Genomic DNA, 25581 nt, shown 5'->3' on the forward strand with positions numbered 1-25581 from the left:
CAGAGCGTTTTCGAGTGACGTGGACACCGGATCGCGTCAAGAAAACGCGTCAATGCAAGGAGCCCGGTTCCGATTTCATCGGAGCCGGAAAGGCTCTGGCGCATGGCTAACGCGTTCGTCGCGGCATTTGAGATCCTGAGCTTTGGCGCGATCATCGTCCTGATCGTGCTGGGGCTCGGGATCATCGCCAGCATGATGGGGATCTTCAACTTCGCGCAGGGTGAGTTCGTCCTGCTCGGGGCCTACGTCACCTATCTTGCCTACGCCAAGGGCCTGCCCATCTGGGCCGGCATGGTCGCGGCGCCGTTTGTGGTTGGCGCACTCGGCTTCGTGTTGGAAGCGCTGATCATTCGCCGCTTCTACGCCGCGCCGATCGTGGCGATGCTTGGCACTTACGCGCTCGGCCTGATCATCCGCGAATCCGTTCGCGGGCTGATCGGCGGCTTCTATCTCACCGTGCCCGAGCCGATCGGCGGCTCGATCGACCTCGGTACCATGCACATTTCGGCGTGGCGCTTCACCATCATCGTCATCACGATCCTGGTGATGGCCGGCTGCTACCTTCTGCTGTCGCGCACCAGCTTTGGCTTGCGCATGCGCGCCACGCTGGAGAATCCGTCGCTGGCGCGGGCCTCCGGCATTTCCACGCCTCTGATGTACGGCGCCACCTTTGCCTTCGGGTCTGCGCTCGCCGGGCTTGCCGGCGCGCTGATCGTGCCGGTGTTCAGCCTCTACGCCGATCTCGGCATCCGCTTCCTGATCCAGGGCTTTGTCGCCGTCATGGTCGGCGGTGTCGGCTCCTTTATCGGCCCCGTCGCCGGCGCTGGCGTGATCGGCACGCTCAGCGCCGCGCTGCCCTGGGTCATGGCGCCCGTGGTCGCCGATGTCCTCGTCTTCGTTCTCGCCATTGCCTTCATCAAATTCCGGCCGCAGGGCCTCATCGCTGGAAGAGGGGTTTAATCACATGTTCGATCGTCAGCTCTCACGCCGCCGTTTTCTGTCCAATTTTGCCTTCGCCTCCGGCGCGGTCGCGACCGGCGTCGGCAGCTGGGTGATCCCGGCGCCCTGGGCCAACGCGGCCGAAGCTCCGATCAAGGTCGGTATCGCGACCGACCTCACCGGCCCCATCGCCTATGCCGGCAATGCCGACGCCAATGTCGCCAAGATGGTGATCAAGGAGATCAATGCCGCGGGCGGCCTGCTCGGCCGTCCGCTCGAGCTCTATATCGAGGACACCGCGTCGAACGAATCGGTGGCCGTCGGCAACGTGCGCAAGTTGATCCAGCGCGACAAGGTCGACATGGTGCTGGGTGGTATCACCTCGTCGATGCGCAACGCGATCAAGGATCCGATCGTGGCGCGCGGCAAGACGCTCTACATCTATCCGCAGCTCTATGAGGGCAAGGAGTGCACGCCCTATTTGTTCTGCACCGGGCCGACGCCGGCGCAGCAATGCGACGAGTTCATCCCGTGGCTGATCAAGAACGGCGGCAAGAAGTTCGCGTTGCCGAGCGCCAACTACGTCTGGCCGCACACGCTCAATGTCTATGCCCGCAAGGTGATCGAATCCAACGGCGGTGAGGTCGTGTTCGAAGAATACTATCCGCTCGACCAGATCGACTTCTCCGCGACCGTCAACCGCATCATCTCCAACAAGGTCGACGTCGTCTTCAACACCGTCATTCCGCCCGGCGTCGGCCCGTTCTTCAAGCAGCTCTATGAAGCGGGCTTCCTCAAGAACGGCGGGCGTCTCGCCTGTGTCTACTATGACGAGAACACGCTCAACATCAATCAGGCCAACGAGATCGAGGGACTTGCGAGCTGCCTCGACTACTTCAAGGTGCTGACCAAGGAAAGTCCGTTCGACGCGAAACTTCAGGCGGCTTACGAAAAGGATTTTCCGGGCAACTTCCTGTTCGCGGCCGGCAGCGCGGCGACCGGCACCTATCGCGGCCTGAAGCTGTGGGAAGCCGCCGTCAAGGAAGCCGGCAAGATCGACCGCGAGTCGGTCGCCGCCGCGCTCGACCATGCCAAGATCGCCGAAGGTCCGGGCGGACCGGCCGAGATGGTGCCGGGCAAGCGGCACTGCAAGATGAAGATGTATACCGCAGTCGCCAAGGCCGGGAACTACGAGATCGTCGCGCGCAGCGAGGGCCTGGTCGATCCCAAGGAATGCTAACTTCCTTCACCTCTCCCCGCTGGGGAGAGGTGAAGAGACCGCCACAAGGTGCTTAATTCGGAATGCTGAAATCCATGGGTGCAGCTAGACAGGCCGTCCACGCCGACGTCGGGGGTGAGACGGACGTTTCGGTCGCCGAGAGCGCAACGGCCGAGCGATCGTCGGCACGAAGAGTCCTGCCGATCGTGGAGGGCGTGGTGCTTGTCGCCGCGCTCATCGCGCCGCTGGTGCTGCAAGACTACCTCACGGTGTTCGCGACGCGCGTGATCATTCTTGCGCTGTTCGCGCTGTCGTTCGATCTGGTCTGGGGCTATGCCGGCATCATGAGCTTCGGCCAGGCCCTGTTCTTCGGCTCGGCCGGCTATGGCGTCGCGCTGCTCGCGCGCGACCTGGACATCACCAACATCTTTCTGGTGTTGCCGGCGGGCACGCTGATCGGCCTCACCTTCGCGCTGCTGCTCGGCGGCTTCTTGCTGCTGGGCCGGCATCCCTCCGGCGTGATCTTTGTGTCGCTCGGCACCTTGACCGGCTCCTACGCCGCCGATCGCCTCGCGCGCGGCTGGTACTATCTCGGCGGTCAGAACGGCATTCCCTCGATCGCGCCGATGACGCTCGGCGGCTACGAATTCTCGGAAGGGCCGGGGTTCTATTATCTCGTGCTCGGCATTCTCGTCGTCGTCTATCTGCTCTGCCGCTTCCTGGTGCGCTCGCAGTTTGGCCTCGCGCTCGCAGGCCTGCGCGAGAACGAGCAGCGCATCGCCTTCTTCGGCTACAAGGCGCAGCACCTCAAGGCGATCATCTTCGCGATTGGCGGCGCCATTGCAGGTCTTGCCGGCAGCCTCTACGCGTTCCACGAGGGCTTTGTGTGGCCCAACATGGTCGGCGTCGTGGTCTCGACGCAAGTGGTGCTCTACGTTCTGTTCGGCGGCTCCGGCACGCTGATCGGGGCCGTCATAGGCACCGTCATCGTCGAAGGCGTCAGCTTCTGGCTGTCGGACAATTATCGCGACATCTGGCCGATCATTCTGGGAGTATTGCTTCTGCTCGTGATCCTGTTCCGCCCGCTCGGCCTGATCAGTTTCGTCCTCGGCGAGCGCGAGCGGGTCGGCAGCTTCGGTGCCAAGATCAAGGAAAAGCAAAATGCCGCTCCTTGAAGCCGCGGGCATCTCGAAGATCTTCGGCAAGCTCACCGCCCTCGACTGCGCCGCGCTCACCGTCGGCGAAAACGAGTTTCACGGCCTGATCGGCCCGAACGGCTCCGGCAAGAGCACGCTGATGAAGTGCATCGCCGGCGCCGAGGTGCCGACGCAGGGCAGGGTCTCCTTCGTCAACACCGACATCACCGCCTTCACGCCGACCGAGCGCGCGCGGGCCGGCATGAGCCTGAAATTCCAGATCACGAGCGTGCTGCCGTCGCTGACGCTCTACGACAACATCCTGCTCGCGCTGCAGGCGCAATCCTCGCTGCTCGATCTCGTGCTCTCGCGCACGCGCAGGCTCCTGCACGATCAGGTCATGACCATGCTGACGCAATTCCGTCTTGCGAACCGCGCGTTCGATGCGGCGGCCGCGCTGTCGCACGGCCAGCAGCAATGGCTGGAGATCGCGATGGCGCTTGCGGGCAAGCCGAAGCTGTTGCTGCTCGACGAGCCGACCGGCGGCATGAGCCTGGAGGAGCGCCGCGTCACCGGCGAACTGCTGCAGCCGATCAAAGAACATTGCTCTCTCGTCATCGTCGAGCACGATCTCGATTTCATCCGCGACATCTGCGATCGGTTGACCGTGCTCGACCAGGGCAAGGTGCTGGCATCAGGCACCGTGTCCGAGATCCAGGCCAATACATCCGTCCAGGAGATCTATCTGCGCCGTGCCTGAATTTTTGGACATCAAGCATCTCGACGCCGGCTACGGCCGCAGCCAGGTCCTGTTCGACGTCAATCTCGGCATCCCCTGGCGTGGCGGCGTCGCCGTGCTCGGGCGCAACGGCGCGGGCAAGACCACGCTGATGAAGACCATCGTCGGCGAGCTGCCGGCATGGAAGGGCGAGGTCGGCTTCGACGGCCGCGACATCAGCCGCCGCCGGCCCGAGGAGCGCGTCCGCGCCGGCATCGGCTACGTGCCGCAGGAGCATTCGGTGTTCGCGCGCCTGTCGGTGCGCGACAATCTCGCGGTCGGCTCGCTCTTCAACAAGGATGCCACCGCCGTCGACCGCGTGCTGGCCATCTTCCCGAAACTCGGTCAGCGCCTCGACCAGCCCGCCGGCACGCTCTCCGGCGGCGAGCGCAAGATGCTCGCCATCGGCCGCGCCATGCTCGGCGACCCCAAGCTGCTGCTGCTGGACGAGCCGACCGAAGGCGTTTGGATCGGCGTGATCGAGGAGATCACCGAGCGTCTGATCGAGCTTGCCAAGACCATCGCCGTCATCATCGTCGAGCAGCACCTCGACCTCGCGCTGCGCGTCGCCGATTACGCCTACGTGCTGGATCGCGGCCGCGTCGCGCTGCAAGGCGAGGCGGGCGAGGTGAGGGGCAATCCGGAGCTGATGCGGTATCTGGCGCCGTAGATGGGCGGGCGAGCGAAACGCCGCCCGTTACTTCACCGCGCCAAAGCGGCTGTCGAACGAGTTCGACGACACCACCGGCGCTGCGCCGGCCATTTGCGCGCCATCTTGCACCGACGGCTTCAGCGGGGGGCGCGTCGCCGCGACCTTGGTCTCGGCGGGCTTCGCAGGCTCGGCGGGTTTTGCGGCGACGGCCGGCTTGTCCTTCGCGGTATCGTGGTGGCCGGGCACGAAGCGCGTCACGGCCGCCTTCAGCCTGGATGCTGCGGTAGGCGGCGTCGCGGCGGGGGCCACCGATGCGGTCGCTTGCGGCGGCGGCGTTGTCGCCGTCGTGTCGGCGGTGCCGAATCCCATCTTGCGGCCAAGGTTCGAGAAGAAGCCCGACTTCTCGGCAGGCTGCGCCGAGGCGACGCGGGTGTTGGTCGCGGGCGCGCTGACGGCGACGACCGGCTCTGCCTGCGAGGCGGTTGCGGTCGGCTCGAGGTTCGGCTTCGGCGGATTGACGGTGCCGGGGATCGTGCCCGGCGCCTTCGACATCGCCAGCATCTGCAGCGTGTTGCCTTCGGCGCCTTCCGACAGGCCGGTCGAGCCCTCCGGAATCTTGGCGGCGAAGATCTTGTTCATGCCGCCGTCGATGCCGGTGTTCATGCGCGCCACCGGCGTGCCCTTGGCGACCAGCTTGCTGTACTCGGCCTCGTCGCGCTGCTCCTTCTCGCGCACGGCGCTGGCGACGTCCTCGGGGACGATATAGGCCGGGCACTTGGCCGAGGCGTCGAACACGGGATCGCGCTTCGCATCAGGCGCGCGTGCCGCATCGAACACGTACTTCTTCTCGCAGAAGTCGACCTTCGGCTCCTGCCGCGTCACCTCGAAATGATCATAGCCTTCCTTGATCATCTTCCAGAAGGCCATGTTCGGATTGTTGCGGTGCTTGGCCATGTTCACCGGCGTCATCCGGAACGGATACGCCTGGAACTGGAACGCCTTCTGGCCGCCGAAGAAGGACTCGCGCCCCAGCGAATAGATCTCCGCGATCTGCTCGTCGGTCATGGCGTAGCAGCCGCGCGAGGAGCAATCGCCGTGCACCATCAGCTGCGAGCCGGTGCGGCCAAGCGCCTTGTCGAACGCGTTGGGGAAGCCGGTGTTGAACGAGAGGTAATAAGCCGATTGCGGATTCATCTGGCTCGGGTTGATCGAGTAGAATCCTTCCGGCGCCTGGCGGTCGCCTTCGCGCACCTTCGGACCCAAATCGCCCGACCAGCGGCAGATCGGATAGGTCTTGAGCAGCGCGAACTGGCCGCTGCGGGTCTGCTTCCAGATCTCGAGCTCGGCCTCCTGCTTGAACAGGCGGATCAGGATCGGCGACTGCAGATCCATGTCCTTCTCGCCCATCGCGGCGACGAGCTTCGGCGAGACCGGCTGGTTGGCCTTGGCGTTGGTCGCCAGCGACACCTGATCGGTATCGCAGCCGGCCAGCACAACGCTGACGGCAAGCGCAACCGAAGCCAAGAGCGCGCGAGCAAGCGAACGAGAATTCAAGATGGACCCCACAACGTGCCGGGCAAGGAGCGCGAACCCCAATCTCTCGGGCATGGCCTGACCGGAGAACCGGACTTTCTCAGACCAAGCCCCAGCGCTTATGCCCTGAAGCCATTGATTAAAATTCTAACCTCCGCACCTTGGGGTCGCAACCCGACCGGGGATCACGAGCCCGTTGGCGAGACGGCGTGGTCAACAGAGACTTAAACTGGGCCGGAACTTGGACTTTGCAGTCGAACCAGTACTGAGATCGCCGATTTGGGCAAAAAAAGGGTTAATACGGGGTTACCGGTGCGTCGTTCCGGGATGGTCCGAAGGACCAGACCCGGAACCTCGAGATTCCGGGTTCGCCGTTCGGGCGCCCCGGAATGACAGGAAATGAACAGAATCAGCCCAGTTTCCGGCCGATATCGAGGAATTTCTGCCGGCGCTGCTTGCGGATGGCGTCGCCGTCCAAGCCGCGGAGTTCGTCGAAGGCCTTGGCGATGGCGTCGCCCGTGGTGGCGATCATGGCGGCGGGATCGCGGTGGGCGCCGCCGACCGGCTCCTTCAGGATCTGGTCGATCACCCCGAAGCGGAGCATGTCCTGGGCGGTGATCTTCATGTTGTTGGCGGCTTCCTGCGCCTTGCTGCCGTCACGCCAGAGGATGGAGGAGGCGGCCTCGGGCGAGATCACGCTGTAGATCGCGTGCTCCAGCATCAAGACCTTGTTGGCGGTGGTGATCGCGATGGCGCCGCCCGACATGCCCTCGCCGGTGATGATGGCGACGTTCGGCACGGTCAGCGCCATGCAGGCATCGGTCGAGCGCGCAATGGCTTCCGCCTGGCCGCGCTCCTCGGCGCCGATGCCGGGATAGGCGCCGGCGGAATCGGCCAGCGACAGCACGGGAAGGCCGAACCGCTCGGCCATCTCCATCAGCCGCACGCATTTGCGGTAGCCCTCGGGCCGCGCCATGCCGAAATTGTGCTTGATCCGGCTCTCGGTGGAATCGCCCTTTTCCTGGCCCATCACGCAGATGGCTTCGCCGCGGAAACGGCCGAAGCCTGCGACCAGCGCCTCGTCCTCGCCGAACTTGCGGTCGCCGGCGAGCGGGGTGAATTCGGTGATCAGGCCGTTGATGAAGTCGTTGAAATGCGGCCGCTGCGGGTGCCGCGCGACCAGCGTCTTCTGCCACGGCGTCAGGTTGAGATAGAGGTCGGCCAGCGCCTGCGCCGCCTTGTCCTCGATCCGTCCGATCTCTTCGGCGATGTCGGTGCCGGAGGCCGCAAGCGTCCTGAGCTCGTCGACCTTGGAGTCGAGCTCGGCGACGGGCTTTTCGAAGTCGAGATAGCTGCGCATCTGATCTGGCATCAACTCAATATAGGGGGACGGGACGACGAGGCGAAGCGAGGTTGGCTTCAGGTAAAGAAGTGTAGCTTCTTCAAGGGGTTGACCTGTGCGTTCGCGGGAGCGCGGCAAATCACGAATGAGGCCACGGCTCTTTCTGCGGAGATGTGGCCGAAGTCAAGGCGGTTAGTTCACCCCTCCAGCTACTTCTCCGCCAGCGGGTGCAGGTCGCGCACCAGGCTCTTCAGCCGCTCCTCGACCACATGGGTATAGATCTGGGTGGTCGAGATGTCGGTGTGGCCGAGCAGGGTCTGCACGATGCGCAAATCGGCGCCGTTGTGCAGGAGGTGGCTGGCGAAGGCATGCCGCAGCACGTGTGGAGAGACCAGGCGGGCCTGAAGCCCCGAGGCGACCGCGAGCTCCTTGAGGTCGCGGGCGAAATGCTGCCGCGTCAGGTGCCCGCTCTCGCCGAAGGAGGGAAACAGCCATTTCGAGGCGGCGAGGCTGCCCTTCTTCTCGCCCTTGTTGTTTTCCTTGGCCGCCTCCGTCGCCGCGAGATAGTCCTCCATCGCCTGGCGCGAGGCCTCGTTGAGCGGCACCAGACGTTCCTTGTCGCCCTTGCCGCGCACCACGATCATGCGGGCGTCGCGCTTGGCGGCCGAGCGCGGCAGCGACACCAGCTCGGAAACGCGCAGGCCCGTGGCATAGAGCACCTCGAGCAGGCAATAGAGCCGCAATGCGCGCAGCCGCTGTGACGGCGAAGCGTCCATCGCCTCGCTCATCTCCTTGGCGCGGCGGAGCATGCGGTCGACATCCGATATCGACAGCACCTTCGGCAGGCCCCGGCCGCGCTTGGGGCCGGATAGGATCGCCGCGGGATCCTCGGTCCGGATGCGCTCGTTCAGCAGGAAGCGGAACAGGTGTCGCATCGCCGACAGCCGCCGCGCCACACTGGAGGATTTGAAGCCGCGCGCATCGAGGTCGGCAAGATAGTCGCGCAGCGTCTGGGTTTCGGCGTCAGTAAAGCCATGGCCGGTGCGGCCGAGAAACTCGGAGAAATCGGTGAGATCACGGCGATAGGCATCGAGCGTATTGGGCCCGGCGCCCTGTTCGGCTGCGAGCATGTCGAGGAACAGGCCGGTCAGCTTGGCGTCGGAAGGCTTGCTGGCGGAGGGTTTGCGCATGCCCCGGAGGCTAGCTCCTATTTCTTGAGAAATTTATCCGGCGGGATCGTCACGGTCATTTCTCGCGGCTTCGGATTGACGAAATTGGCCAGCGCGAACACGACGCCATAGACGATGCCGGCGATCACGGCGACGACCGTCAGGAAGCGGAACAGGCTGGGCATCGGGCAAGGTCTCGAACGGCCGAATTAACCAATGAAATCATCCAACATGTTCGCCGTTTCGTGGCAAGAGTCCTCTGGCGAGGGCTTCGAGGGGGTCGTATAGGTGGCCGGGATGCCGCCTTTGGCGGCCAATTGAGCGAGATCCAGAGCAAGATCCAATGTCCGACGCCGTGTTGCCAGCACAAGCGAGCCCTGAGGCCGACATCCTGTCGGCGCTGGGGGCGCGTTCGATCGTGCTGGTCGGCATGATGGGCGTCGGCAAGTCGACCATCGGCCGGAGGCTGGCGGCGCGGCTTGGCCTGCGTTTTTTCGACGCCGATGTCGAAATCGAGGTGGCCCACGCCGGCATGACCATTCCGGAAATCTTTGCGACCCATGGCGAGCCCTATTTCCGCGACGGCGAGGCCCGCGTGATCGCACGCCTGCTTGAAGGCGGGCCGATCGTGCTGGCGACCGGCGGCGGCGCCTTCATGCGCGAGGAGACGCGGACCCGCATTGCGGCGAAGGCGGTTTCGATCTGGCTCAGGGCGGACCACGACGTCATCATGCGCCGCGTGCGCCGTCGCGCCGACCGCCCTTTGCTCCAGACCGCCGATCCCGAAGGTACCGTCACGCGGCTTCTCACCGAGCGTGAGCCGATCTATGGCAAGGCCGACCTCACCATCGCCTCGCGCGATGTGCCGCACGACAAAATCGTCGACGAGACCATCGCGACGCTGCACGCGCATCTCTGCGGCGAGCCGGCCGCCCAACCTCCTGCCGACGTTGCGAGTGCCGCTCGATGACTGCGCCCATGAAACATTCCGACCCTGTGAACGTCGATGTCGCGCTGGAAAATCGCGCCTATGACATCGTCATCGGCCGCGGCGTGCTGGCCTCGCTGGGCGAGCGCGTTGCCGCTTTGCGCCCGGGCGTGCGCACCGCCATCGTCACCGACCGCACCGTGGCAAGATACTGGCTCGAGCCGACGGAAGCCTCGCTTGCGGCCGCCGGCATTCCAACATCGCGCATCGTGGTCGAGGAAGGCGAGATCTCGAAAACCTACGCCGGCCTGGAAAAGGTCAGCGAAGCCCTGATCGCTGCAAAGATCGAGCGCAACGATCTCGTCATCGCGCTCGGCGGCGGCGTGGTCGGCGATCTCGCCGGGTTTGCCGCGGCGATCCTGCGCCGTGGCGTCGATTTCGTGCAGGTGCCGACCTCGCTGCTGGCGCAGGTCGATTCTAGCGTCGGCGGCAAGACCGGCATCAACTCGCCGCAGGGAAAAAATCTGCTCGGCGCCTTCCATCAGCCCGTGCTGGTCGTTGCCGATACCGCCGTGCTCGACACGCTGTCGCCGCGGCAGTTCCGTGCCGGCTATGCCGAGGTAGCCAAATACGGTGTGCTCGGCGACGAGGCCTTCTTCGCCTGGCTGGAAAAGAACCACGCGGATATCTTCAAGGGCGGCTCCGCGCGCGAGCATGCCATCGCGACCTCCTGCCGGGCCAAGGCCGGCGTCGTCTCGCGCGACGAGCGCGAGACCGGCGAGCGCGCGCTGCTCAATCTCGGCCACACCTTTGGTCACGCGCTGGAAGCCGCGACCGGTTTCTCCGACCGCCTGTTTCACGGCGAGGGCGTCGCGATCGGCATGACGCTGGCGGCGCAGTTTTCGGCCAGGCTCGGCATGATCGGCGAGGCCGATGCAACCCGCGTCGAGCGTCACCTCATTGAAGCCGGACTTCCGACGCGTCTGCAGGACATCGCCGGTTTCGCGCAGGAGGGCCTTGCCGATGCCGACGCGCTGATGGCGCTGATGGCGCAGGACAAGAAGGTCAAGCGCGGCAAGCTCACCTTCATCCTGCTGGAGGCCGTGGGGCGCGCCGTCATCGCCAAGGATGTCGAGCCGGCGCCCGTGCGCGACTTCCTGAAAGAGAAGCTCGCGCAGCAGGCTTGATGCGCGGCTGAACTTCTGTTGAGAGTCTCATGGATTGGCTCGGCTTCACCATCGTCATCATCTGTCTGCTCGTATCGGGCTTCTTCGCCGCGAGCGAGACGGCGCTGACCGGCGCGTCGCGCGCCAGCATGTTGCGGCTGTCCAAACAGGGTAACCGCGACGCCGACGTGGTCTCGCAGTTGCTCGACATGCGCGAGCGCCTGATCGGCGCGCTGCTGCTCGGCAACAACATCGCCAATATCAGCGCATCCGCGCTCGCAACCTCCATCTTCACGGCGTGGTTCGGTGATGTCGGCGTGCTCTATGCCACCGGCGTGATGACGGCGCTGGTCGTCATTTTCGCCGAAGTGCTGCCCAAGACCATCGCCATCAACGCGCCTGATCGGATGGCGCTCGCGGTCGCGCGTCCGATGCGGCTGACGATGTACGTACTGGGACCGCTGCTGCGGGTGGTGGAAGTCATCGTGCGCCTGTTGATGCGCGGCTTCGGCCTCGCCGGCGAGCACCAGGCGATCCTGTCGCCGACCGAACGCCTGCGCGGCGCGGTCGACCTCTTGCATCACGAGGGCAAGTTCGAGAAGCAGGACCGCGACATGCTCGGCGGCCTGCTCGATTTGCGCGAGCTCCAGGTCTCCGACGTCATGATCCATCGCACCGAAATGATGATGATCAACGCCGATCTGCCGCCGGAGGAGTTGGTGCGCGAGGTGCTGGCGACCGAATACACCCGCATCCCGCTCTGGCGCGAGAAGCCGGAAAACATCATCGGCGTGCTCCACGCCAAGGATCTCCTGCGCGCAATCCGCGCGTCCGACGGCGACACCTCGCGCATCGACGTCTCCACCATCGCGCTGCCGCCCTGGTTCGTGCCGGAGATGCGCCCGGTGTCCGAACAGCTGAAGGCGTTCCGCCGGCGAAAAACCCATTTCGCGCTGGTCGTCGACGAGTACGGCGAAGTTGAAGGTCTGGTGACGCTGGAAGACATTCTGGAGGAGATCGTCGGCGACATCTCCGACGAGCACGACGTCGTGGTCGCCGGCGTGCGCGCCCAGCCCGACGGCTCCGTCGTGGTCGACGGCTCGGTGCCGATCCGCGACCTCAACCGCGCCATGGATTGGCGCCTTCCGGATGGAGAGGCCACCACGGTCGCCGGGCTCGTCATTCACGAGGCGCGCTCGATCCCCGACCGGGGCCAGAGCTTTACGTTCCACGGCTTCCGCTTCCGTGTCCTCCGCCGCGAGCGCAACCGTATCACCGCGCTCCGTATTTCACCGGTGCCGCGCGATGCGGAAATGGAGGAAGCGAAGCCGAGAAGAGCCGGAACGTCGTTCTAGCTCGAAGTCCTCACCGTCATTCGATGCGAAGCATCAAACTCCGGTGCGCAGTTGCGCACCTGAGAATCTCTAGATTCCGGGTTCGGCTCTTCGAGCCACCCCGGGATGACGGTGCTAATTTTCCCCCGGCGCCTGCGCGTGGATCGCCAGCGCATGCACGCTTCCGGAAAGTTCCGCGGCCAGCGCTGCATTTATCATGCGGTGACGGTCGACCCGGCTCTTCCCTTTGAAGGCTTGAGACACGATATAAACACGGAAGTGCGTCTCGCCGCCCGGCCGATGGCCGGCGTGGCCCTCATGCAGATGTGACTCGTCGACGACCTGCAGGCTTTCCGGCGTGAAAGCTTCCCGCAACTTGTTGCTGATAGTATCTTTCATAACCATGAGTGCCATTAAGGGACGCGATCGCACTCCGTCAACACCATAGGCCGCCTCTGGCGGCCGTTCTGAAAAACGCCGAAGTGAAACTTCGGCTACGGGTTCTCAGCTAATTGCAATGTCAAGACTTGAAGGTTTTTGCATTGCGTAGTCAAAGTCAGCCATGCCGATCGATTCATCAAAGTTCTTCGATTCCATCCGCGTGAAGCCGCGGGGCAAGCAGCCCGAGGTGAAGCCGCGCGACACTGTGGTCGCCTGCGAGTGGGCCGGGTGTCAGAACAAGGGCGCACATCGCGCGCCGAAGGGGCGCGATAACCAGCGCGAGTACTGGCACTTCTGCCTCGATCACGTGCGCGAGTACAACCAGAACTACAATTTCTTCTCCGGCATGAATGCCGATGCCGTCGCGCGCTATCAGAAGGATGCGCTGACCGGCCACCGCCCGACCTGGAAGATGGGCGCCAACGGCGGCAAGAAGGGTGCGGAAGCCGAGATCGACATGGCGTCCGATCCGTTCAGCATGTTCTCCGAGATCAACGGCCGCGCCAGCTGGCGGAAGGGCCCGGAGGCCGAGCCCAAGGCCGAAACGCGCAAGGTCATGAACGCCGAGCGCAAGGCGCTGCAGGTGATGGGCCTCGGCCCGAATTCCACGCTCGCGGACGTCAAGGCCAAGTACAAGGCGCTGGTGAAGCAGCACCATCCCGACGCCAATGGCGGCGACCGCTCCACCGAGGATCGCCTGATCGAGATCATCAAGGCGTATAATTATCTGAAGACGGTGGTGCGGGAGGCGTAGCCTCGCAGCATTGTTGAGTGTCGTCCAGGCTTTCGCCGCGACGACAGTATCGTAGGATGGGCAAAGCGAAGCGTGCCCACGACTTTCTTTGCAATTTCGGCGCGATGGTGGGCACGGCGCAAATGCGCCTTTGCCCACCCTACACGATACCGAACTCGCGGAGACGTCCGCGCCTCACGCCTTCGGCATCGCTCCCACATAGGACGAACTCGGCCGGATCAACCGCCCGGTCCGCTGCTGCTCGCGCGCATGCGCGGTCCATCCGGCGGCGCGGGCGACGGCGAAGATCGGCGTGAACGCCTGCCTCGGGATCGCCAGCGCATCGAGCAGGATCGCGGTGAAAAACTCCACATTGGTCTCCAGCGGCCGGTCCGGATTCTTCTTGCGCAGAGCTGCACGGATATAGGCCTCGACCTCGCCGGCAAACGGCAGGTCGGTGCCGTTGGAGGCGAGCGCCTCGACTGCGGTCTTGAGGACGTCGGCGCGCGGATCGCGGACGCGATAGACACGGTGACCGAAACCCATCATTCGCTCGCCGCGCGCCAGCGCCGCATCCACCCAGGGCTGGATCCGCTCGCGCGAGCCGATTGCATCCAGCATTTCCAGCACCGGCTCCGGCGCGCCGCCATGCAGCGGACCGGTGAGCGCGCAATAGCCGGCGGTGACGGCGGCGAACAGATCGGCCTGCGTCGAGGCCACCACGCGCGCGGTGAAGGTCGAGGCGTTCATGCCGTGGTCGCTGGCGGTGACGAGATAGGCATCGAGCGCGGTGACCTCCCGCGCGGCGGGCGCGCGTCCGTGCAGCATGCGCAGCGTATCGGCGGCATGGCTCACGGTCGGATCGGGCGCGATCGGGTCGAGCCCCTTTGCGCGCCGGACCAGCGCGCCGGCGATCACCGGAAACGCGCCGACGATGGTTGCCTCGTGCTCCAGTCCATGCTCGGCGCGAAGCCCTGCGACCGCCGCACGAAACCCGTCGATGATGCCCATGCCCTGGGTTGCCGGCAGCAGCACGGAGAGCCGCGCGAAGGCGCGCTCGCGCGCCGCGCCCAGGCTCGCCCGCACATTGGCTTCGCTGAGGGTGGTCTTGCTGGCGCCATTCCAGAGCCGGGCGGTGACGCCCTCAAAGCTCGATTTTGCGGCGAGGGTCCCGACATGCTCGCCGGCAATGATCAGCTCGCCGCGCTCGCCGTCGACATGGCTCAGCACGGTTTCGGCCGCGGGAACGCCGTCCAGCCCGATCTGGCTTTTGGTGAGGTGGATATTCATGGCCCGAATCTCCCTTTTTGCACTGCACCGAGGGAAAATCAGGCCTCTCGACAGATTGATCAATCTTGATTACGTAAATCAATATGAATAATTCGGAAGGCCTCTATCTCTCCGCCCGGGAAGCCGCCGCCGAGCTCGCGATCTCGCCGGCCACGCTCTACGCCTATGTCAGCCGGGGCCTGATCCGCTCCGAGCCGACGCCGGACTCGCGCAAGAATCGCTATCGGGCCGAGGACGTCCGCGCCCTGAAGGAGCGGCGGGTGCCGTCTCCGGAACCGCGCGGCCTGCGCAGCTTCGATGCCGATCTGCCCGTCATGGACACGGAGATCTCGACCATCACCGAGGAGGGCGCGATCTACCGCGGCGTCAACTGTGTCGATCTCGCCGAGAACGACACGCTGGAGCACACCGCAACGCTGCTCTGGGACGTCTCCGACGTCGATCCCTTCGCTCCTGACAACCAGCCGAAAATGTCCGACGAGATGCGTGCGATAGCGGACGCTGCGCGCCGCGCAGCTCCGATCGACCGCGCCATCGCGGTGCTCGCGCTCGCGACCAGCGCGGATTCCCGCGCCTTCACCCGCGCGCCCGATGGCCGCGCGATGGTCGGCGGACGCATCGTCCGTCTCCTTGTTGCCACGATGCTAAATTCCGAGCCGTCATCCGAGCCGTTGCATCAGCAGATCGCGCGCGCCTGGGCAGGCGACAACAAGCACGCGCCCGATCTCATCCGCCGCGCGCTGGTGCTGCTGGCCGACCACGAATTGAACGCCTCGACCTTCACGGCGCGCTGCGCGGCCTCGACCGGTCTCAGTCTCTATGATGCCGTCATCGCGGGCCTCGCCGCGCTGAAGGGTCCGAAGCATGGCGGCGCCGGCGTGCTGGCCTCGCAGCTCGTCAAGACACTGGTCGACCGCGACGTCGAGCCGATGGTGCGTGAGCGCGTTGCGCTCGGCGAGCGCTTTCCGGGCTTTGGCCACGGCGTCTACAAGCGCGGCGATCCCCGTGCGCAATCGCTGCTGAACGCATTGGCGCGCGCCGGCGCACCGCGCAAATTCACGAAAGAGGTGCCCGAGCGAATTGCGGAAGCGACCGGCGAGTTCGTCAATATCGACTATGTGCTCGCCGTGCTCGTCCACGCGCTGCGCCTGCCCGCCGGTAGCGAGCTCGCGCTGTTCGCCATGGCCCGCAGCGTCGGCTGGATCGCGCATGCGAGCGAGCAATTGCAGTTCGGCAAGCTGATCCGGCCAAGGGCAAGATATGTGGGACCGGCACCGGGAAGGAGGACGGGAGCTGCTGGCTAGCGCAAATCTCTCCACCGTCGTCCTGGCGAAGACCAGCACCCACCGCGGATTCTATCGATGGTGCACGGTCGCAATGCCGAGCGACGAATCTACGCCAAACTGCTCCCTGGGGTAATGGGTCCTGGCTTTCGCCAGGACGACTCTGGGAGAGGTTCTACGCCCGCGGCTTGGCCGCGGCGACGACGCCATTCTGCCGGCGGCGGTAGAACCAGACACCGAGGCCGCCGATGATCGCCACCGCCACCACGGTCAAGATCCAGATGTGCTTGAACGGATGCCCGTGGTGCGGCAGGCCGAAATATTGGTGGAAGGCCGACACCGCCAGCACGCCCGGCAGCACATGGGCCGGCGCCCAAACCAGGATCGCCGGGATGTTGACCGCGTAGAATTTTGCCGGCGCCATGTCGAGCGCCCCGGCCGTAATCGGGACGAAGGCGCGGATCGGCGGCACGAAGCGGGCGAAGAACACGGCCCAGCTGCCGAAGCGGTGGAAGAAGGTCTCGCTCTCCTCGACGACGCGCGGATAATTGGTCAGCGGCCAGGTGTTGAGGATCTTGCGCTGCTGCCGGTGCCCGAGCCAGTAGGCGGAGCCGTCGCCCAGCACGGCGCCAAATGCGGCCGCCAGAAGCACCCATTGCAGCTTCAGGTCCCCGCCGGGAACCAGCGCGCTGAGCGCCAGGATGATGGTCGAGCCGGGGATGACCGACCCCACCACCGGCACCGCTTCGAGCAGCGCTGCCAGGAACAGGGTCAGATAGGCCAGCCACGCATGGACTGAAACGAAGGATATCAGGGGATCAAGGAAGGACGTCACGTCGTCTCTGTAGCGGGCTGGGGCATTCGGGTTCAGACCCTTACCTAAGTAGGGACGGCCGATGAAAGTGCCATTCGCTTGGGCAACGCGGCTGTCCGGGGCGAAATTTGGGCGAGATTTGCAGGGCAGCCTTCCAAAAATCGCGTTCCTTGCCTATCTAAATGAAAAGACAGTGGAACTTTGATTGGGGCGCGGGCTTCTGCCGGCTCCTCGTCTCTGATAGGTTCGCAATCGCACCCAGCCGCAGCCAACGTGCAAATAACTGGTCTCGGGACCGCCCGGGGCCTCGGAGGATTGATGACGACCGCCGCCATGTCCAAAGTTGAGGAAGTTTCCGGTTTGCCCGACATGAAGGTGTCGGTGCGCCAGGTGTTCGGGATCGACAGCGATCTCGAGGTCCCCGCCTATTCCGAAGTCGATCCTCACGTCCCTGAAGTCGATTCCGACTACCGTTTCGACCGCGCCACCACGCTTGCCATTCTCGCCGGCTTCGCCCGCAACCGCCGCGTGATGGTGACCGGCTATCACGGTACCGGTAAATCCACCCATATCGAGCAGGTCGCCGCCCGCCTGAACTGGCCCTGCGTGCGCGTCAACCTCGACAGCCACATCAGCCGTATCGACCTCGTCGGAAAGGACTCCATCGTGGTCCGCGACGGCAAGCAGGTCACCGAATTCCGTGACGGTATCCTGCCCTGGGCGCTGCAGAACAACGTCGCGCTGGTGTTCGACGAATACGACGCCGGTCGCCCGGACGTGATGTTCGTGATTCAGCGCGTGCTGGAAGTTTCGGGTCGGCTGACGCTGCTCGACCAAAACAAGGTGATCAAGCCGCATCCGGCCTTCCGCCTGTTTGCGACGGCGAACACCGTTGGCCTCGGCGACACCTCGGGTCTCTATCACGGCACCCAGCAGATCAACCAGGGCCAGATGGACCGCTGGTCGATCGTCACCACGCTCAACTACCTCAGCCACGACGAGGAAGTGGAGATCGTGCTGGCGAAGGCCAAGCACTATCGCACCCAGGAAGGCCGCGACATCGTCAACAAGATGGTGCGCCTTGCCGATCTCACCCGTAATGCCTTCGCCAATGGCGATCTGTCGACGGTGATGAGCCCGCGCACGGTGATCACCTGGGCGGAAAACGCCGACATCTTCGGCGATATCGGCTTCGCCTTCCGCGTCACCTTCCTCAACAAGTGCGACGAGCTCGAGCGTCCCCTGGTCGCCGAGTTCTACCAGCGCTGCTTCAATGCGGAGCTGCCGGAATCGGCAGTCAATGTGGCGCTCAGCTGAGGTTGAGATGTCGTCCCGGACAAGCGCAGCGATGCGAAGCGCAGATCCGGGACCCATAACCACAGGCCGTGGTTGTTGCGAAGATCGGGGCCGTCAGTGTGCTCACTAACTGCTCCCTGTGGCTATGGGTCCCCGCCTTCGCGGGGACGACGGTGAGATCGAGATGAGCACCACCTCCAACTCCAAATTCCGCAGCAGCAAGGAAGCGCCGACCGAGCCGTTCAAGCGCTCCGTCGCCTCCTGCCTCAAGGCGATCGCGAAGTCGCCCGAGCTCGACGTCTCCTTCGCCGCCGAGCGTCCGGGCCTCGCGCCCGGCAAGGCGCGGCTGCCGGAGCCGGCGCGCAAGATGACCAAGCGCGACGCCGCGATCGTGCGCGGCCATGCCGACTCCATTGCGCTGAAGATCGCCTGTCACGATGCCAAGCTGCATCGCAAGCTGATGCCCGGCAATCCGCAGGCGCGCGGCGTGTTCGAGGCGGTCGAGCAGGCCCGTGTCGAGGCGATCGGCGCGCGCCGCATGGCGGGCGTTGCGAAAAACCTCACCGCGATGCTCGACGACCATTTCCATCGTGGCAAGTTCGACGAGATCACCGACCGCGCCGACGCGCCGCTGGCCGATGCGCTGGCGATGCTGGTGCGCGAGCGCCTGACCGGGATGGCGCCGCCGGCGGCCGCGAAGAAGATGGTCGATCTCTGGCGGCCGATCCTGGAAGACAAAATTGGCAAGCGGCTCGACCGGCTCGATGGCGTGGTCGAGGACCAGACCAAGTTCGGCGATGCCGTGCATGATCTCCTGACCGCGCTCGAGCTCGGTGACGAGCGCAGCGCCGATAGTGAGGACAACGACGACAACGACGAGAACCAGGACGGCGACAACGATCAGTCCGGCGCGGAAGGCTCACCCGATTCCGACGCCGCGCAGGAGATGAGCGCCGACCAGGCGCAGGCTTCGTCCGAGGAGATGAGCGAGAGCGCGATGGAAAGCGCGCAGGCCTCGACGTCAGATACCTTCGACGACGGCGAGCTCGGCGACGACGAGACGCCGGGCGAGGCGACGCGTCCGAACTCGCACGGCAAGAACGAGCCGCGCGGGCCGGAATATCACGCCTTCGCACCGAAATTCGACGAGGTCATCGCGGCCGAGGATCTCTGCGACCATGACGAGCTGGAGCGCCTGCGCGCCTATCTCGATAAGCAGCTCGCGCATCTGCAAGGCATCGTCGCCCGTCTCGCCAACCGGCTGCAGCGCCGCCTGATGGCGCAGCAGAACCGCGCCTGGGAGTTCGACCTCGAAGAGGGCATTCTGGACCCTGCGCGCCTGTCGCGCGTGGTTACCGATCCCTATCACCCGCTGTCCTTCATGCACGAGAAGGAGGCGACGTTCCGCGACACCGTGGTGACGCTGCTGCTCGACAATTCCGGCTCGATGCGCGGCCGCCCGATCACGGTCGCCGCCACCTGCGCCGACATTCTCGCGCGCACGCTGGAGCGTTGCGGCGTCAAGGTCGAAATCCTCGGCTTCACCACGCGCGCCTGGAAGGGCGGGCAATCCCGCGAGGCGTGGCTCGCCGCCGGCAAGCCGGCCAGTCCCGGCCGCCTCAACGATCTCCGCCACATCATCTACAAATCCGCCGACGCGCCTTGGCGTCGTGCGCGGAAAAATCTCGGCCTGATGATGCGCGAGGGGCTGCTGAAGGAGAACATCGACGGCGAGGCGCTGGACTGGGCGCACAAGCGCCTGCTCGGCCGGCCCGAGCAGCGCAAGATCCTGATGATGATCTCGGACGGCGCGCCGGTCGACGATTCCACGCTGTCGGTCAATCCCGGCAATTATCTCGAGCGGCACCTGCGCCACATCATCGAGGAGATCGAGACCCGCTCGCCGGTCGAGCTGATCGCGATCGGCATCGGCCATGACGTGACGCGCTACTACCGCCGCGCGGTGACGATCGTGGACGCCGAGGAACTCGGCGGCGCCATCACCGAGAAGCTCGCCGAACTCTTCAGCGAGACCAATACGGCGCCGACCCAGCCGGCCAATCGCCCGCGACGCAAACTGCATTCGTGAGCACACTTCAATCCCGCCGCAGCTTTCTCGGCCATGCGGCGGCGGGATTTTCCACTCTCGCTCTCCCACGGCTCGCGCAAGCGCAGTCCGCGTCGCGGCCTGCGCAGGCCGAGCACGCCGTCACCGAAGCCGTCGGCATCGAGGTCAACGCGCGGCAGATCCCGTTCTTCGAGCCGCGCGACCGCGCGCGCGTGCGCTTCGGGCAGCTGGCATATCGCAGCGGTTTGGTCCTGACCTCGCCGCATCGCGGCTTCGGCGGCCTGTCCGGCTTGCGCTTCCTCGATGACAAGGGCGAGCGCTTTCTTGCGCTGTCGGATCAAGGCAGCTGGTTCACCGGCGCGATCCGCTACGCCAACGGCAAGATGGCCGGGCTCGATGACGTCGAGGCCGCGCCGATGCTCAATTCCGAGGGGCGGCCGATCACGGAGAAGCGGCTCTGGTACGACACCGAGTCGCTCGCGCGCGACGGCTCGCTGGTTTATGTCGGGCTCGAGCGCGTCAACCAGATCATGCGCTTCGATTTCGCGCGCGGCGGCACCCGCGCCCGCGGCGAGGTGCTGCCGACGCCGCCGGCCTTGCGCAAGCTGCCCTACAACAAGGGGCTCGAGGCGCTGGTGTTCGTCCCGAAGGGTATGAAAGGCCAACCGCTCGCGGGCACGCTGATCGCGATGGCGGAAGGCGGCTTCGATGCCGACGGCAATCTGATCGGCTTCTTGATCGGAGGCCCAATGCCCGGCCAGTTCAGCATCAAGCGCACCGACAAGCAGTATATCAGCGACGCCGTGCTGCTGCCCTCGGGCGAGCTCTTGATCCTCGAACGCAAATTCTCCTGGTTCACCGGCATCAACATCCGCATCCGCTCGCTCCCCTTGAAGGGAATCGCGCCGGGCGCATTGGTCGACGGTCCCGTGCTGTTCGAGGCCGATCTCGGCCACGAGATCGACAACATGGAAGGCATCGATGCCCACGTCACGGCGGAGGGCGAGACCGTGCTGACGCTGGTGTCGGACGATAATTTCTCCATGCTCCAACGCACCCTGCTGCTGCAGTTCACGCTGGTGGAGTAGGGCTCCAGCTCTCCGGTCATCTCCGTTGTCGTCCCGGACAAGCGGAGCGCCGATCTTGTGGCTATGGATCCCGGGCTCACGCTTCGCGTGCCCCGGGATGACGGCTGAGTTTGCAGTGGGCCGTAATGCATGGCGCCGCGGGCCGCCATGCTCCTCGCGCAACTGGCAATTCGTGCGTCGCTCACTAAACTCCATGCAATCGCTTCCATTCCTCCGATCCGGATCCTTGCATGAGCGCCCTGTTTTCCCCGATCAAGCTGCGCGGCCTGACGCTGAAGAACCGCCTGGTGGTGTCGCCGATGTGCCAGTATTCGGCCGAGGACGGCGTGCCGACCGACTGGCATTTCACCCACATCAACAATCTTGCGCTGTCGGGGGCTGCGATGTTCTGCATCGAGGCGACCCATGTCGAGGCGATCGGCCGCATCACGCCGGGCTGTCTCGGGCTCTACAGCGACGCCTCCGAGGCCGCGCTGAAGCAGATCCTCACATCGGTCCGCAAGCATTCCTCCACCGCGATCGCGATGCAGCTCGCCCATGCCGGCCGCAAGGCTTCCAGCGCGCGGCCCTGGGACGGCGGCCAGCTGATACCGCTCGGCGAAGGCGGTTGGCAGACGGTGGCGCCGTCGGCGCTGCCGCACAAGGAGGGTGAGGCGGCGCCGCTGGCGCTCGATGCCGCGGGGCTGAAGCGCATCCGCGAGGCTTTCGTCGACAGCGCAAAGCGCGCGGAGCGCATCGGCATCGATGCGATCGAGCTGCACGGCGCGCACGGCTATCTCATGCATCAGTTCCTGTCGCCGATCTCGAACAAGCGCACCGACGAATATGGCGGTTCGCTCGAGAACCGCATGCGCTTCCCGCTCGAGATCTTCGATGCCGTGCGCGCCGTGTTCCCGCACGACAAGCCTGTGGGCATGCGGGTGTCGTCGATCGATTGGGTCGAGGGCGGCTGGGATCTGGCGCAGACCATCGAATTCGCGCGGGCGCTGAAAGCGCGCGGCGTCGACTGGATCGATGCCTCCTCCGGCGGCGTCTCCGCCTTGCAGAAGATCACGCTCGGCCCCGGCTATCAGGTGCAGTTCGCGGAGGCCATCAAGCGCGAGACGGGATTGCCGACCATCGCGGTCGGCCTGATCACGGACGCGAAGCATGCCGAGGAGATCGTCAGTAGCGGCAAGGCCGACATGGTCGCGCTCGGCCGCGCCATGCTCTACGACCCCCGCTGGGGCTGGCACGCCGCCGCCGAACTCGGCGGCGAAGTCGAGGCCCCGCCGCAATATTGGCGCTCGCAGCCCTCGACGCAGAAGGCGCTGTTCGGCAAGACCACCTTCGGGGCGCGGTAGGGGGCACCAGCGGCGCTCCAACAATAGTGTCGCCCCGGCGAAGGCCGGGGCCCATACCGCGTGATCTCACGATGGCGCGCGGTGTGCATTAACGACATCACCTGGAGTCTTCGCAAAACTGCTCCCTGTGGTGATGGGTCCCGGCCTTCGCCGGGACGACAGTGGAGGATGACACGCGGCTAATGCGCCTCACTCGCACACGACCTCACGCATCCGTAACTCTCCTCACCTTCCACCCCAGACAAAACTGGCCTAACCTCCTCGCAGCTCAACGGCGCGCGAGGCTCGCCATGCGGTACCGTGTTCGCAAGTCTGCCCATGTGCTGGAACGGATCGGCCTCGCGATGGCGGGCGCCGCGTGCGGGCTGTTCGTCGGCGCCTATGTCGGATCGGCGGTTCCCGCGCTCACCACGCAGGGCTTTCTGCTGTTGATGATGCTGCTCGGCGTCGTCGGCTTCTATCTCGGCATCGACACGCCGCAGCTGCCGTTCGACGAAGCGCACAGCGAGATCGACGCCGCCGAATTCCTCAGCTCCGCCGGCACGCTCTGCGCCACGCTCACGGCGCTGGCGTCGGTTGCCGTCATCGTGCTGCGGCTCGAGCCGCACGATGCGCTGACCTGGCTGGTGTTCCTCGGCTGGATCGCCGGCGTCGCCATGCAGATCGTCGCGGGCGCAAAGGCGCGGATGCGGAAGGCGTGAGGGGCCGGTAGCGGCGCCTCAAACCCCGCCGTCGTCCTGGCGTTCGCCAGGGCGACACCGAGTTTGTAGCAGCGCCCTGAACGACGACGACGAGGAAATCAAAACACCACGCCCACCCGCGTGCCGCGCTTCCAGGCGATCCGGCAGCGCTTCTTGGTGTTCACGTGCAGCAGCTCGAACCGATCGGGAATCTTCACCTGTCCGCCGAGATCGACGCAGGCCCCGCCGGGCGAATAGTCGATCAGCGTGCAGACGATCACCGGCGCGCGCGGGTCGGTAATGATCTTGGCCTGGCGCGACACCAGGCCTGCGGGCTTCACCCGGACATGTCGACGCGGATGCATTGGCACTCTCCTCCAATACCGCGGACGGCGCGGTGGGCTTGGGGAACAATGATGGCGGAGCAGGTGATGCGAAGAGGCTAAAGCGGGGCGGAGAATTTTAATGAAAAGTAGCGGTGGTTGGAGAAAGTAGCGGTAGTGGGGTGGGGGGGCGGAAGGGCGGGCGGGATGATGGAGAGATGCGCTGCGGCCGCCAAAATCTCCACCGTCGTCCTGGCGAAAGCCAGGACCCATACCCCCAGGGAGGCGTTTGGCGAAGACTCGTCGTCCGGTACACCTACCTACTGCAATCGAGAAATCACGCGGTATGGGTCCTGGCTTTCGCCAGGACGACACCATTTGTGTGGCGCGGACCCGCCACAACAACTGTCATTGCGCCCCACCATCACCCCGCCACGCTCTCCCCCACCTCCGCCTCAACACCAGGGCCCGTCGGCACCGGCATCGGCACCGTCACAAACTCCTTCGGCATGTTCACCGGCCGGTAGTCCGGCTCCACCGCCATGCGCTTCAACACGCTCTCATGCACATGCGCGCCTTCGGGAATGAGGCGCGGTTCGCAATCGGGGATGTAGAAGCCGAGAAACACCTTCCGCTCCGGCCATTCCTTGTAGGTCGCGCGCTTCGGCAAAAATTCCAGCACGCGCCAGGCCGCGCTCATCGAATCGTGCAGCATGCCCGCCTTGCCGGTGAACGCCGGCTCGACATATCTGAACGGCGAGTTCTTGCGCTCCCTGCCCCAGGCGAGCTGCTTCACCGTGCTCGGGTTGAAGTTCAGCCCGGCCTTCGCCGCTTCCTCGATCATCCAGATCAGCGGATATTTCGACTCCGCGCTTTCCGCCTCGGGATAGCCGCCGCCGACGTCGCAATGCACGCCGGCGAACCACACCTGCAGAATGTCCTGCGCCACCTTCTTCTCGTCGGGCACATAGCGGTGGCTCCAGAATTCCTGCGGCTCCTCATACGCCTTCAGGCGGAACATGCAGCGCCGCTCGTCGATCGCGATCGCCTGGCGGAAGATGTTGACGCTGGGATTGCGCAGCGTGAAGGCGAGCTCCTCCAGGCTGAACACGAGGAAGAAGACGTCGCGCCGCGGCACGATCACGCTCGCCACCGTGTCCCAGACGCCGATGAAATGGATGGTCGGCCAGCGCGTCGAGGTGATGCGCGCGAACTGCGCGGCGAGGTCGAATTCGTCCTTCGGCAGCGGCCCCTGGTCGTCGACCGCGATGTCCTTGAGGTCCTCGATGTCGTTGCCGTGGCCGAGCCCGGAATATTGCTTGTAGGCGACGAGGCCAGAGCCTGCGAGGTTCGCCTGTTCCGGCGAGATCAGCCCGACCTTGTGAATGAGCCCCGCCAGCACGCGAACGGTGTAGGCACCGCGCGAAAAACCGAACAGGTAGATCCTGTCGCCCGGCGCATAATGCTCGACCAGGAAGCAATAGGCCGAGAGCACATTGTCATCGAGCCCGTAGCCGGTGGCGAGCCCCAGCACCAGCTTGATGTTGGCCTTCCACCTGTTCCAGGTCGACGGCTCCGTCACCGTGCCGACCCCGGGATCGTAAAACACCATCTGCCGCGGCTGCGTCTTGTCGGTCTTGCGCAGGCAGCGATAGAGCTTCAGGACGTTGGAGATGTTCTCCGAGATCTCGTTGCCGGTGCCGTCACAGCAGATCACGAGGTTCTTCGGGGTGGGATTGGCCGAGTGCTCCATGGGATGCGCCTCCGGGTGATGCTACCGGGGCGAGTATAGCAAAAAAGCGCGACGGCTTTTGTGCGCTCAGCCACAAATTCCACCGTCGTCCTGGCGAAAGCCAGGACCCATACCGCGGAATCTATCGGGTGTGGTCGGTAGGAGTACCGAATTCGTCATGCCCGGGCATCCACGTTCTGGTTTCCACGCCACCACAACGTGGATGGCCGGGACAAGCCCACGGCTGTCCGGTTTAAATTTATTGGACGAAGCGCATGGCGTTGATTCTACTCG

At 65.0% G+C, this 25581-nt stretch carries 24 protein-coding genes; 15 read left to right on the top strand and 9 right to left on the bottom strand.

The window, feature by feature from the left end:
• Positions 1-102 precede the first annotated feature (102 nt).
• The 5 genes from ACWAT4_RS03045 (at position 103) to ACWAT4_RS03065 (ending at position 4742) form a co-directional block, all read left to right on the top strand.
• Positions 103-960 (top strand): branched-chain amino acid ABC transporter permease, encoded by an 858-nt coding sequence (locus ACWAT4_RS03045; protein ID WP_212427818.1) that lies wholly within the window; start codon positions 103-105, stop codon positions 958-960.
• Positions 961-964: 4 nt separating this feature from the next.
• Positions 965-2179 (top strand): substrate-binding protein, encoded by a 1215-nt coding sequence (locus tag ACWAT4_RS03050; RefSeq protein WP_212303555.1) that lies wholly within the window; start codon positions 965-967, stop codon positions 2177-2179.
• 62 nt (positions 2180-2241) lie between these two features.
• Positions 2242-3333, top strand: a complete 1092-nt coding sequence (locus ACWAT4_RS03055; protein WP_449729777.1) for a branched-chain amino acid ABC transporter permease — start codon at positions 2242-2244, stop codon at positions 3331-3333.
• Positions 3320-4054 carry an ABC transporter ATP-binding protein gene (locus tag ACWAT4_RS03060; protein WP_449729778.1) on the top strand — a complete coding sequence of 245 codons (735 nt, stop codon included), beginning with the start codon at positions 3320-3322 and terminating at the stop codon, positions 4052-4054. The genes ACWAT4_RS03055 and ACWAT4_RS03060 overlap by 14 nt, the downstream gene beginning before the upstream one ends.
• Entirely contained in the window at positions 4047-4742 is a 696-nt protein-coding gene (locus tag ACWAT4_RS03065) for a branched-chain amino acid ABC transporter ATP-binding protein (RefSeq protein WP_212303552.1), read from the top strand. The genes ACWAT4_RS03060 and ACWAT4_RS03065 overlap by 8 nt, the downstream gene beginning before the upstream one ends.
• Before the next feature lie 27 nt (positions 4743-4769).
• Here the strand turns inward: ACWAT4_RS03065 and ACWAT4_RS03070 are convergent, their stop codons facing one another.
• The 4 genes from ACWAT4_RS03070 to ACWAT4_RS03085 all read right to left on the bottom strand — a co-directional run bounded on the left by ACWAT4_RS03070 (position 4770) and on the right by ACWAT4_RS03085 (position 8953).
• Positions 4770-6278, bottom strand: a complete 1509-nt coding sequence (locus tag ACWAT4_RS03070) for a L,D-transpeptidase family protein (RefSeq protein WP_449729779.1) — start codon at positions 6276-6278, stop codon at positions 4770-4772.
• Between the two features lie 388 nt (positions 6279-6666).
• Positions 6667-7629 (bottom strand): acetyl-CoA carboxylase carboxyltransferase subunit alpha, encoded by a 963-nt coding sequence (locus ACWAT4_RS03075; RefSeq protein WP_449729780.1) that lies wholly within the window; start codon positions 7627-7629, stop codon positions 6667-6669.
• A 179-nt stretch (positions 7630-7808) separates the two neighbouring features.
• Entirely contained in the window at positions 7809-8789 is a 981-nt protein-coding gene (gene xerD / locus ACWAT4_RS03080) for a site-specific tyrosine recombinase XerD (protein WP_449729781.1), read from the bottom strand.
• Between the two features lie 17 nt (positions 8790-8806).
• Positions 8807-8953, bottom strand: a complete 147-nt coding sequence (locus ACWAT4_RS03085; protein WP_035669499.1) for a hypothetical protein — start codon at positions 8951-8953, stop codon at positions 8807-8809.
• Positions 8954-9111: 158 nt separating this feature from the next.
• Here ACWAT4_RS03085 and ACWAT4_RS03090 point away from each other — a divergent pair, with 158 nt between their 5' ends.
• The 3 genes from ACWAT4_RS03090 to ACWAT4_RS03100 are packed head-to-tail and all read left to right on the top strand — an operon-like array spanning position 9112 to position 12217.
• Positions 9112-9738 carry a shikimate kinase gene (locus ACWAT4_RS03090; protein WP_212303548.1) on the top strand — a complete coding sequence of 209 codons (627 nt, stop codon included), beginning with the start codon at positions 9112-9114 and terminating at the stop codon, positions 9736-9738.
• Entirely contained in the window at positions 9735-10883 is a 1149-nt protein-coding gene (gene aroB, locus ACWAT4_RS03095; RefSeq protein ID WP_212303547.1) for a 3-dehydroquinate synthase, read from the top strand. Before ACWAT4_RS03090 ends, aroB begins: the two co-directional genes overlap by 4 nt.
• Before the next feature lie 29 nt (positions 10884-10912).
• A complete protein-coding gene (locus tag ACWAT4_RS03100) occupies positions 10913-12217 on the top strand; it encodes an HlyC/CorC family transporter (protein ID WP_212303546.1) in 1305 nt (434 codons plus the stop codon).
• Between the two features lie 114 nt (positions 12218-12331).
• Here the strand turns inward: ACWAT4_RS03100 and ACWAT4_RS03105 are convergent, their stop codons facing one another.
• Positions 12332-12601 carry a BolA family protein gene (locus ACWAT4_RS03105; RefSeq protein ID WP_449731331.1) on the bottom strand — a complete coding sequence of 90 codons (270 nt, stop codon included), beginning with the start codon at positions 12599-12601 and terminating at the stop codon, positions 12332-12334.
• A gap of 157 nt (positions 12602-12758) precedes the next feature.
• Between ACWAT4_RS03105 and ACWAT4_RS03110 the strand changes: the two genes are divergently transcribed.
• Positions 12759-13391 carry a J domain-containing protein gene (locus tag ACWAT4_RS03110; RefSeq protein WP_212427811.1) on the top strand — a complete coding sequence of 211 codons (633 nt, stop codon included), beginning with the start codon at positions 12759-12761 and terminating at the stop codon, positions 13389-13391.
• A gap of 174 nt (positions 13392-13565) precedes the next feature.
• Here the strand turns inward: ACWAT4_RS03110 and ACWAT4_RS03115 are convergent, their stop codons facing one another.
• A complete protein-coding gene (locus ACWAT4_RS03115; protein WP_212303544.1) occupies positions 13566-14660 on the bottom strand; it encodes a citrate synthase/methylcitrate synthase in 1095 nt (364 codons plus the stop codon).
• 83 nt (positions 14661-14743) lie between these two features.
• On the opposite strand from ACWAT4_RS03115, the gene ACWAT4_RS03120 reads away from it, so the two are divergent.
• Positions 14744-15964 carry a citrate/2-methylcitrate synthase gene (locus ACWAT4_RS03120; protein WP_212303543.1) on the top strand — a complete coding sequence of 407 codons (1221 nt, stop codon included), beginning with the start codon at positions 14744-14746 and terminating at the stop codon, positions 15962-15964.
• 154 nt (positions 15965-16118) lie between these two features.
• On the opposite strand, the gene ACWAT4_RS03125 is transcribed toward ACWAT4_RS03120, so the two are convergent.
• A complete protein-coding gene (locus ACWAT4_RS03125; protein ID WP_212427809.1) occupies positions 16119-16778 on the bottom strand; it encodes a DedA family protein in 660 nt (219 codons plus the stop codon).
• A 297-nt stretch (positions 16779-17075) separates the two neighbouring features.
• Between ACWAT4_RS03125 and cobS the strand changes: the two genes are divergently transcribed.
• From cobS to ACWAT4_RS03150, 5 genes are all read left to right on the top strand, one after another.
• On the top strand, positions 17076-18074 hold the full coding sequence (gene cobS / locus ACWAT4_RS03130) for a cobaltochelatase subunit CobS (RefSeq protein ID WP_128949368.1): 999 nt from the start codon (positions 17076-17078) through the stop codon (positions 18072-18074).
• A gap of 163 nt (positions 18075-18237) precedes the next feature.
• The gene (cobT, locus tag ACWAT4_RS03135; protein ID WP_212303541.1) at positions 18238-20142 is read left to right on the top strand and encodes a cobaltochelatase subunit CobT; all 1905 of its coding nucleotides are present in this window, start codon (positions 18238-18240) and stop codon (positions 20140-20142) included.
• On the top strand, positions 20139-21209 hold the full coding sequence (locus tag ACWAT4_RS03140) for an esterase-like activity of phytase family protein (protein WP_449729782.1): 1071 nt from the start codon (positions 20139-20141) through the stop codon (positions 21207-21209). Before cobT ends, ACWAT4_RS03140 begins: the two co-directional genes overlap by 4 nt.
• A 230-nt stretch (positions 21210-21439) precedes the next feature.
• On the top strand, positions 21440-22552 hold the full coding sequence (locus tag ACWAT4_RS03145) for an NADH:flavin oxidoreductase/NADH oxidase (protein WP_449729783.1): 1113 nt from the start codon (positions 21440-21442) through the stop codon (positions 22550-22552).
• Positions 22553-22842: 290 nt separating this feature from the next.
• On the top strand, positions 22843-23253 hold the full coding sequence (locus tag ACWAT4_RS03150) for a hypothetical protein (protein WP_212303538.1): 411 nt from the start codon (positions 22843-22845) through the stop codon (positions 23251-23253).
• 98 nt (positions 23254-23351) lie between these two features.
• Here the strand turns inward: ACWAT4_RS03150 and ACWAT4_RS03155 are convergent, their stop codons facing one another.
• A complete protein-coding gene (locus ACWAT4_RS03155) occupies positions 23352-23597 on the bottom strand; it encodes a PilZ domain-containing protein (protein WP_212303537.1) in 246 nt (81 codons plus the stop codon).
• A gap of 382 nt (positions 23598-23979) precedes the next feature.
• Positions 23980-25308 (bottom strand): DUF2235 domain-containing protein, encoded by a 1329-nt coding sequence (locus tag ACWAT4_RS03160; RefSeq protein WP_449729784.1) that lies wholly within the window; start codon positions 25306-25308, stop codon positions 23980-23982.
• Between the last annotated feature and the right edge of the window lie 273 nt (positions 25309-25581).

The organism is Bradyrhizobium sp. T-1 (genome assembly GCF_053592855.1).

Bases quoted from the DNA above. Each gene is read 5' to 3' on its own strand.
- ACWAT4_RS03045 (WP_212427818.1), top strand. From the start codon at position 103: ATGGCTAACGCGTTCGTCGCGGCATTTGAGATCCTGAGCTTTGGCGCG.
- ACWAT4_RS03050 (WP_212303555.1), top strand. From the start codon at position 965: ATGTTCGATCGTCAGCTCTCACGCCGCCGTTTTCTGTCCAATTTTGCC.
- ACWAT4_RS03055 (WP_449729777.1), top strand. From the start codon at position 2,242: ATGCTGAAATCCATGGGTGCAGCTAGACAGGCCGTCCACGCCGACGTC.
- ACWAT4_RS03060 (WP_449729778.1), top strand. From the start codon at position 3,320: ATGCCGCTCCTTGAAGCCGCGGGCATCTCGAAGATCTTCGGCAAGCTC.
- ACWAT4_RS03075 (WP_449729780.1), bottom strand. From the start codon at position 7,629: ATGCCAGATCAGATGCGCAGCTATCTCGACTTCGAAAAGCCCGTCGCC.
- xerD (WP_449729781.1), bottom strand. From the start codon at position 8,789: ATGCGCAAACCCTCCGCCAGCAAGCCTTCCGACGCCAAGCTGACCGGC.
- ACWAT4_RS03085 (WP_035669499.1), bottom strand. From the start codon at position 8,953: ATGCCCAGCCTGTTCCGCTTCCTGACGGTCGTCGCCGTGATCGCCGGC.
- ACWAT4_RS03090 (WP_212303548.1), top strand. From the start codon at position 9,112: ATGTCCGACGCCGTGTTGCCAGCACAAGCGAGCCCTGAGGCCGACATC.
- aroB (WP_212303547.1), top strand. From the start codon at position 9,735: ATGACTGCGCCCATGAAACATTCCGACCCTGTGAACGTCGATGTCGCG.
- ACWAT4_RS03100 (WP_212303546.1), top strand. From the start codon at position 10,913: ATGGATTGGCTCGGCTTCACCATCGTCATCATCTGTCTGCTCGTATCG.
- ACWAT4_RS03105 (WP_449731331.1), bottom strand. From the start codon at position 12,601: ATGGTTATGAAAGATACTATCAGCAACAAGTTGCGGGAAGCTTTCACG.
- ACWAT4_RS03110 (WP_212427811.1), top strand. From the start codon at position 12,759: ATGCCGATCGATTCATCAAAGTTCTTCGATTCCATCCGCGTGAAGCCG.
- ACWAT4_RS03115 (WP_212303544.1), bottom strand. From the start codon at position 14,660: ATGAATATCCACCTCACCAAAAGCCAGATCGGGCTGGACGGCGTTCCC.
- ACWAT4_RS03120 (WP_212303543.1), top strand. From the start codon at position 14,744: ATGAATAATTCGGAAGGCCTCTATCTCTCCGCCCGGGAAGCCGCCGCC.
- cobS (WP_128949368.1), top strand. From the start codon at position 17,076: ATGACGACCGCCGCCATGTCCAAAGTTGAGGAAGTTTCCGGTTTGCCC.
- cobT (WP_212303541.1), top strand. From the start codon at position 18,238: ATGAGCACCACCTCCAACTCCAAATTCCGCAGCAGCAAGGAAGCGCCG.
- ACWAT4_RS03145 (WP_449729783.1), top strand. From the start codon at position 21,440: ATGAGCGCCCTGTTTTCCCCGATCAAGCTGCGCGGCCTGACGCTGAAG.
- ACWAT4_RS03150 (WP_212303538.1), top strand. From the start codon at position 22,843: ATGCGGTACCGTGTTCGCAAGTCTGCCCATGTGCTGGAACGGATCGGC.
- ACWAT4_RS03155 (WP_212303537.1), bottom strand. From the start codon at position 23,597: ATGCATCCGCGTCGACATGTCCGGGTGAAGCCCGCAGGCCTGGTGTCG.
- ACWAT4_RS03160 (WP_449729784.1), bottom strand. From the start codon at position 25,308: ATGGAGCACTCGGCCAATCCCACCCCGAAGAACCTCGTGATCTGCTGT.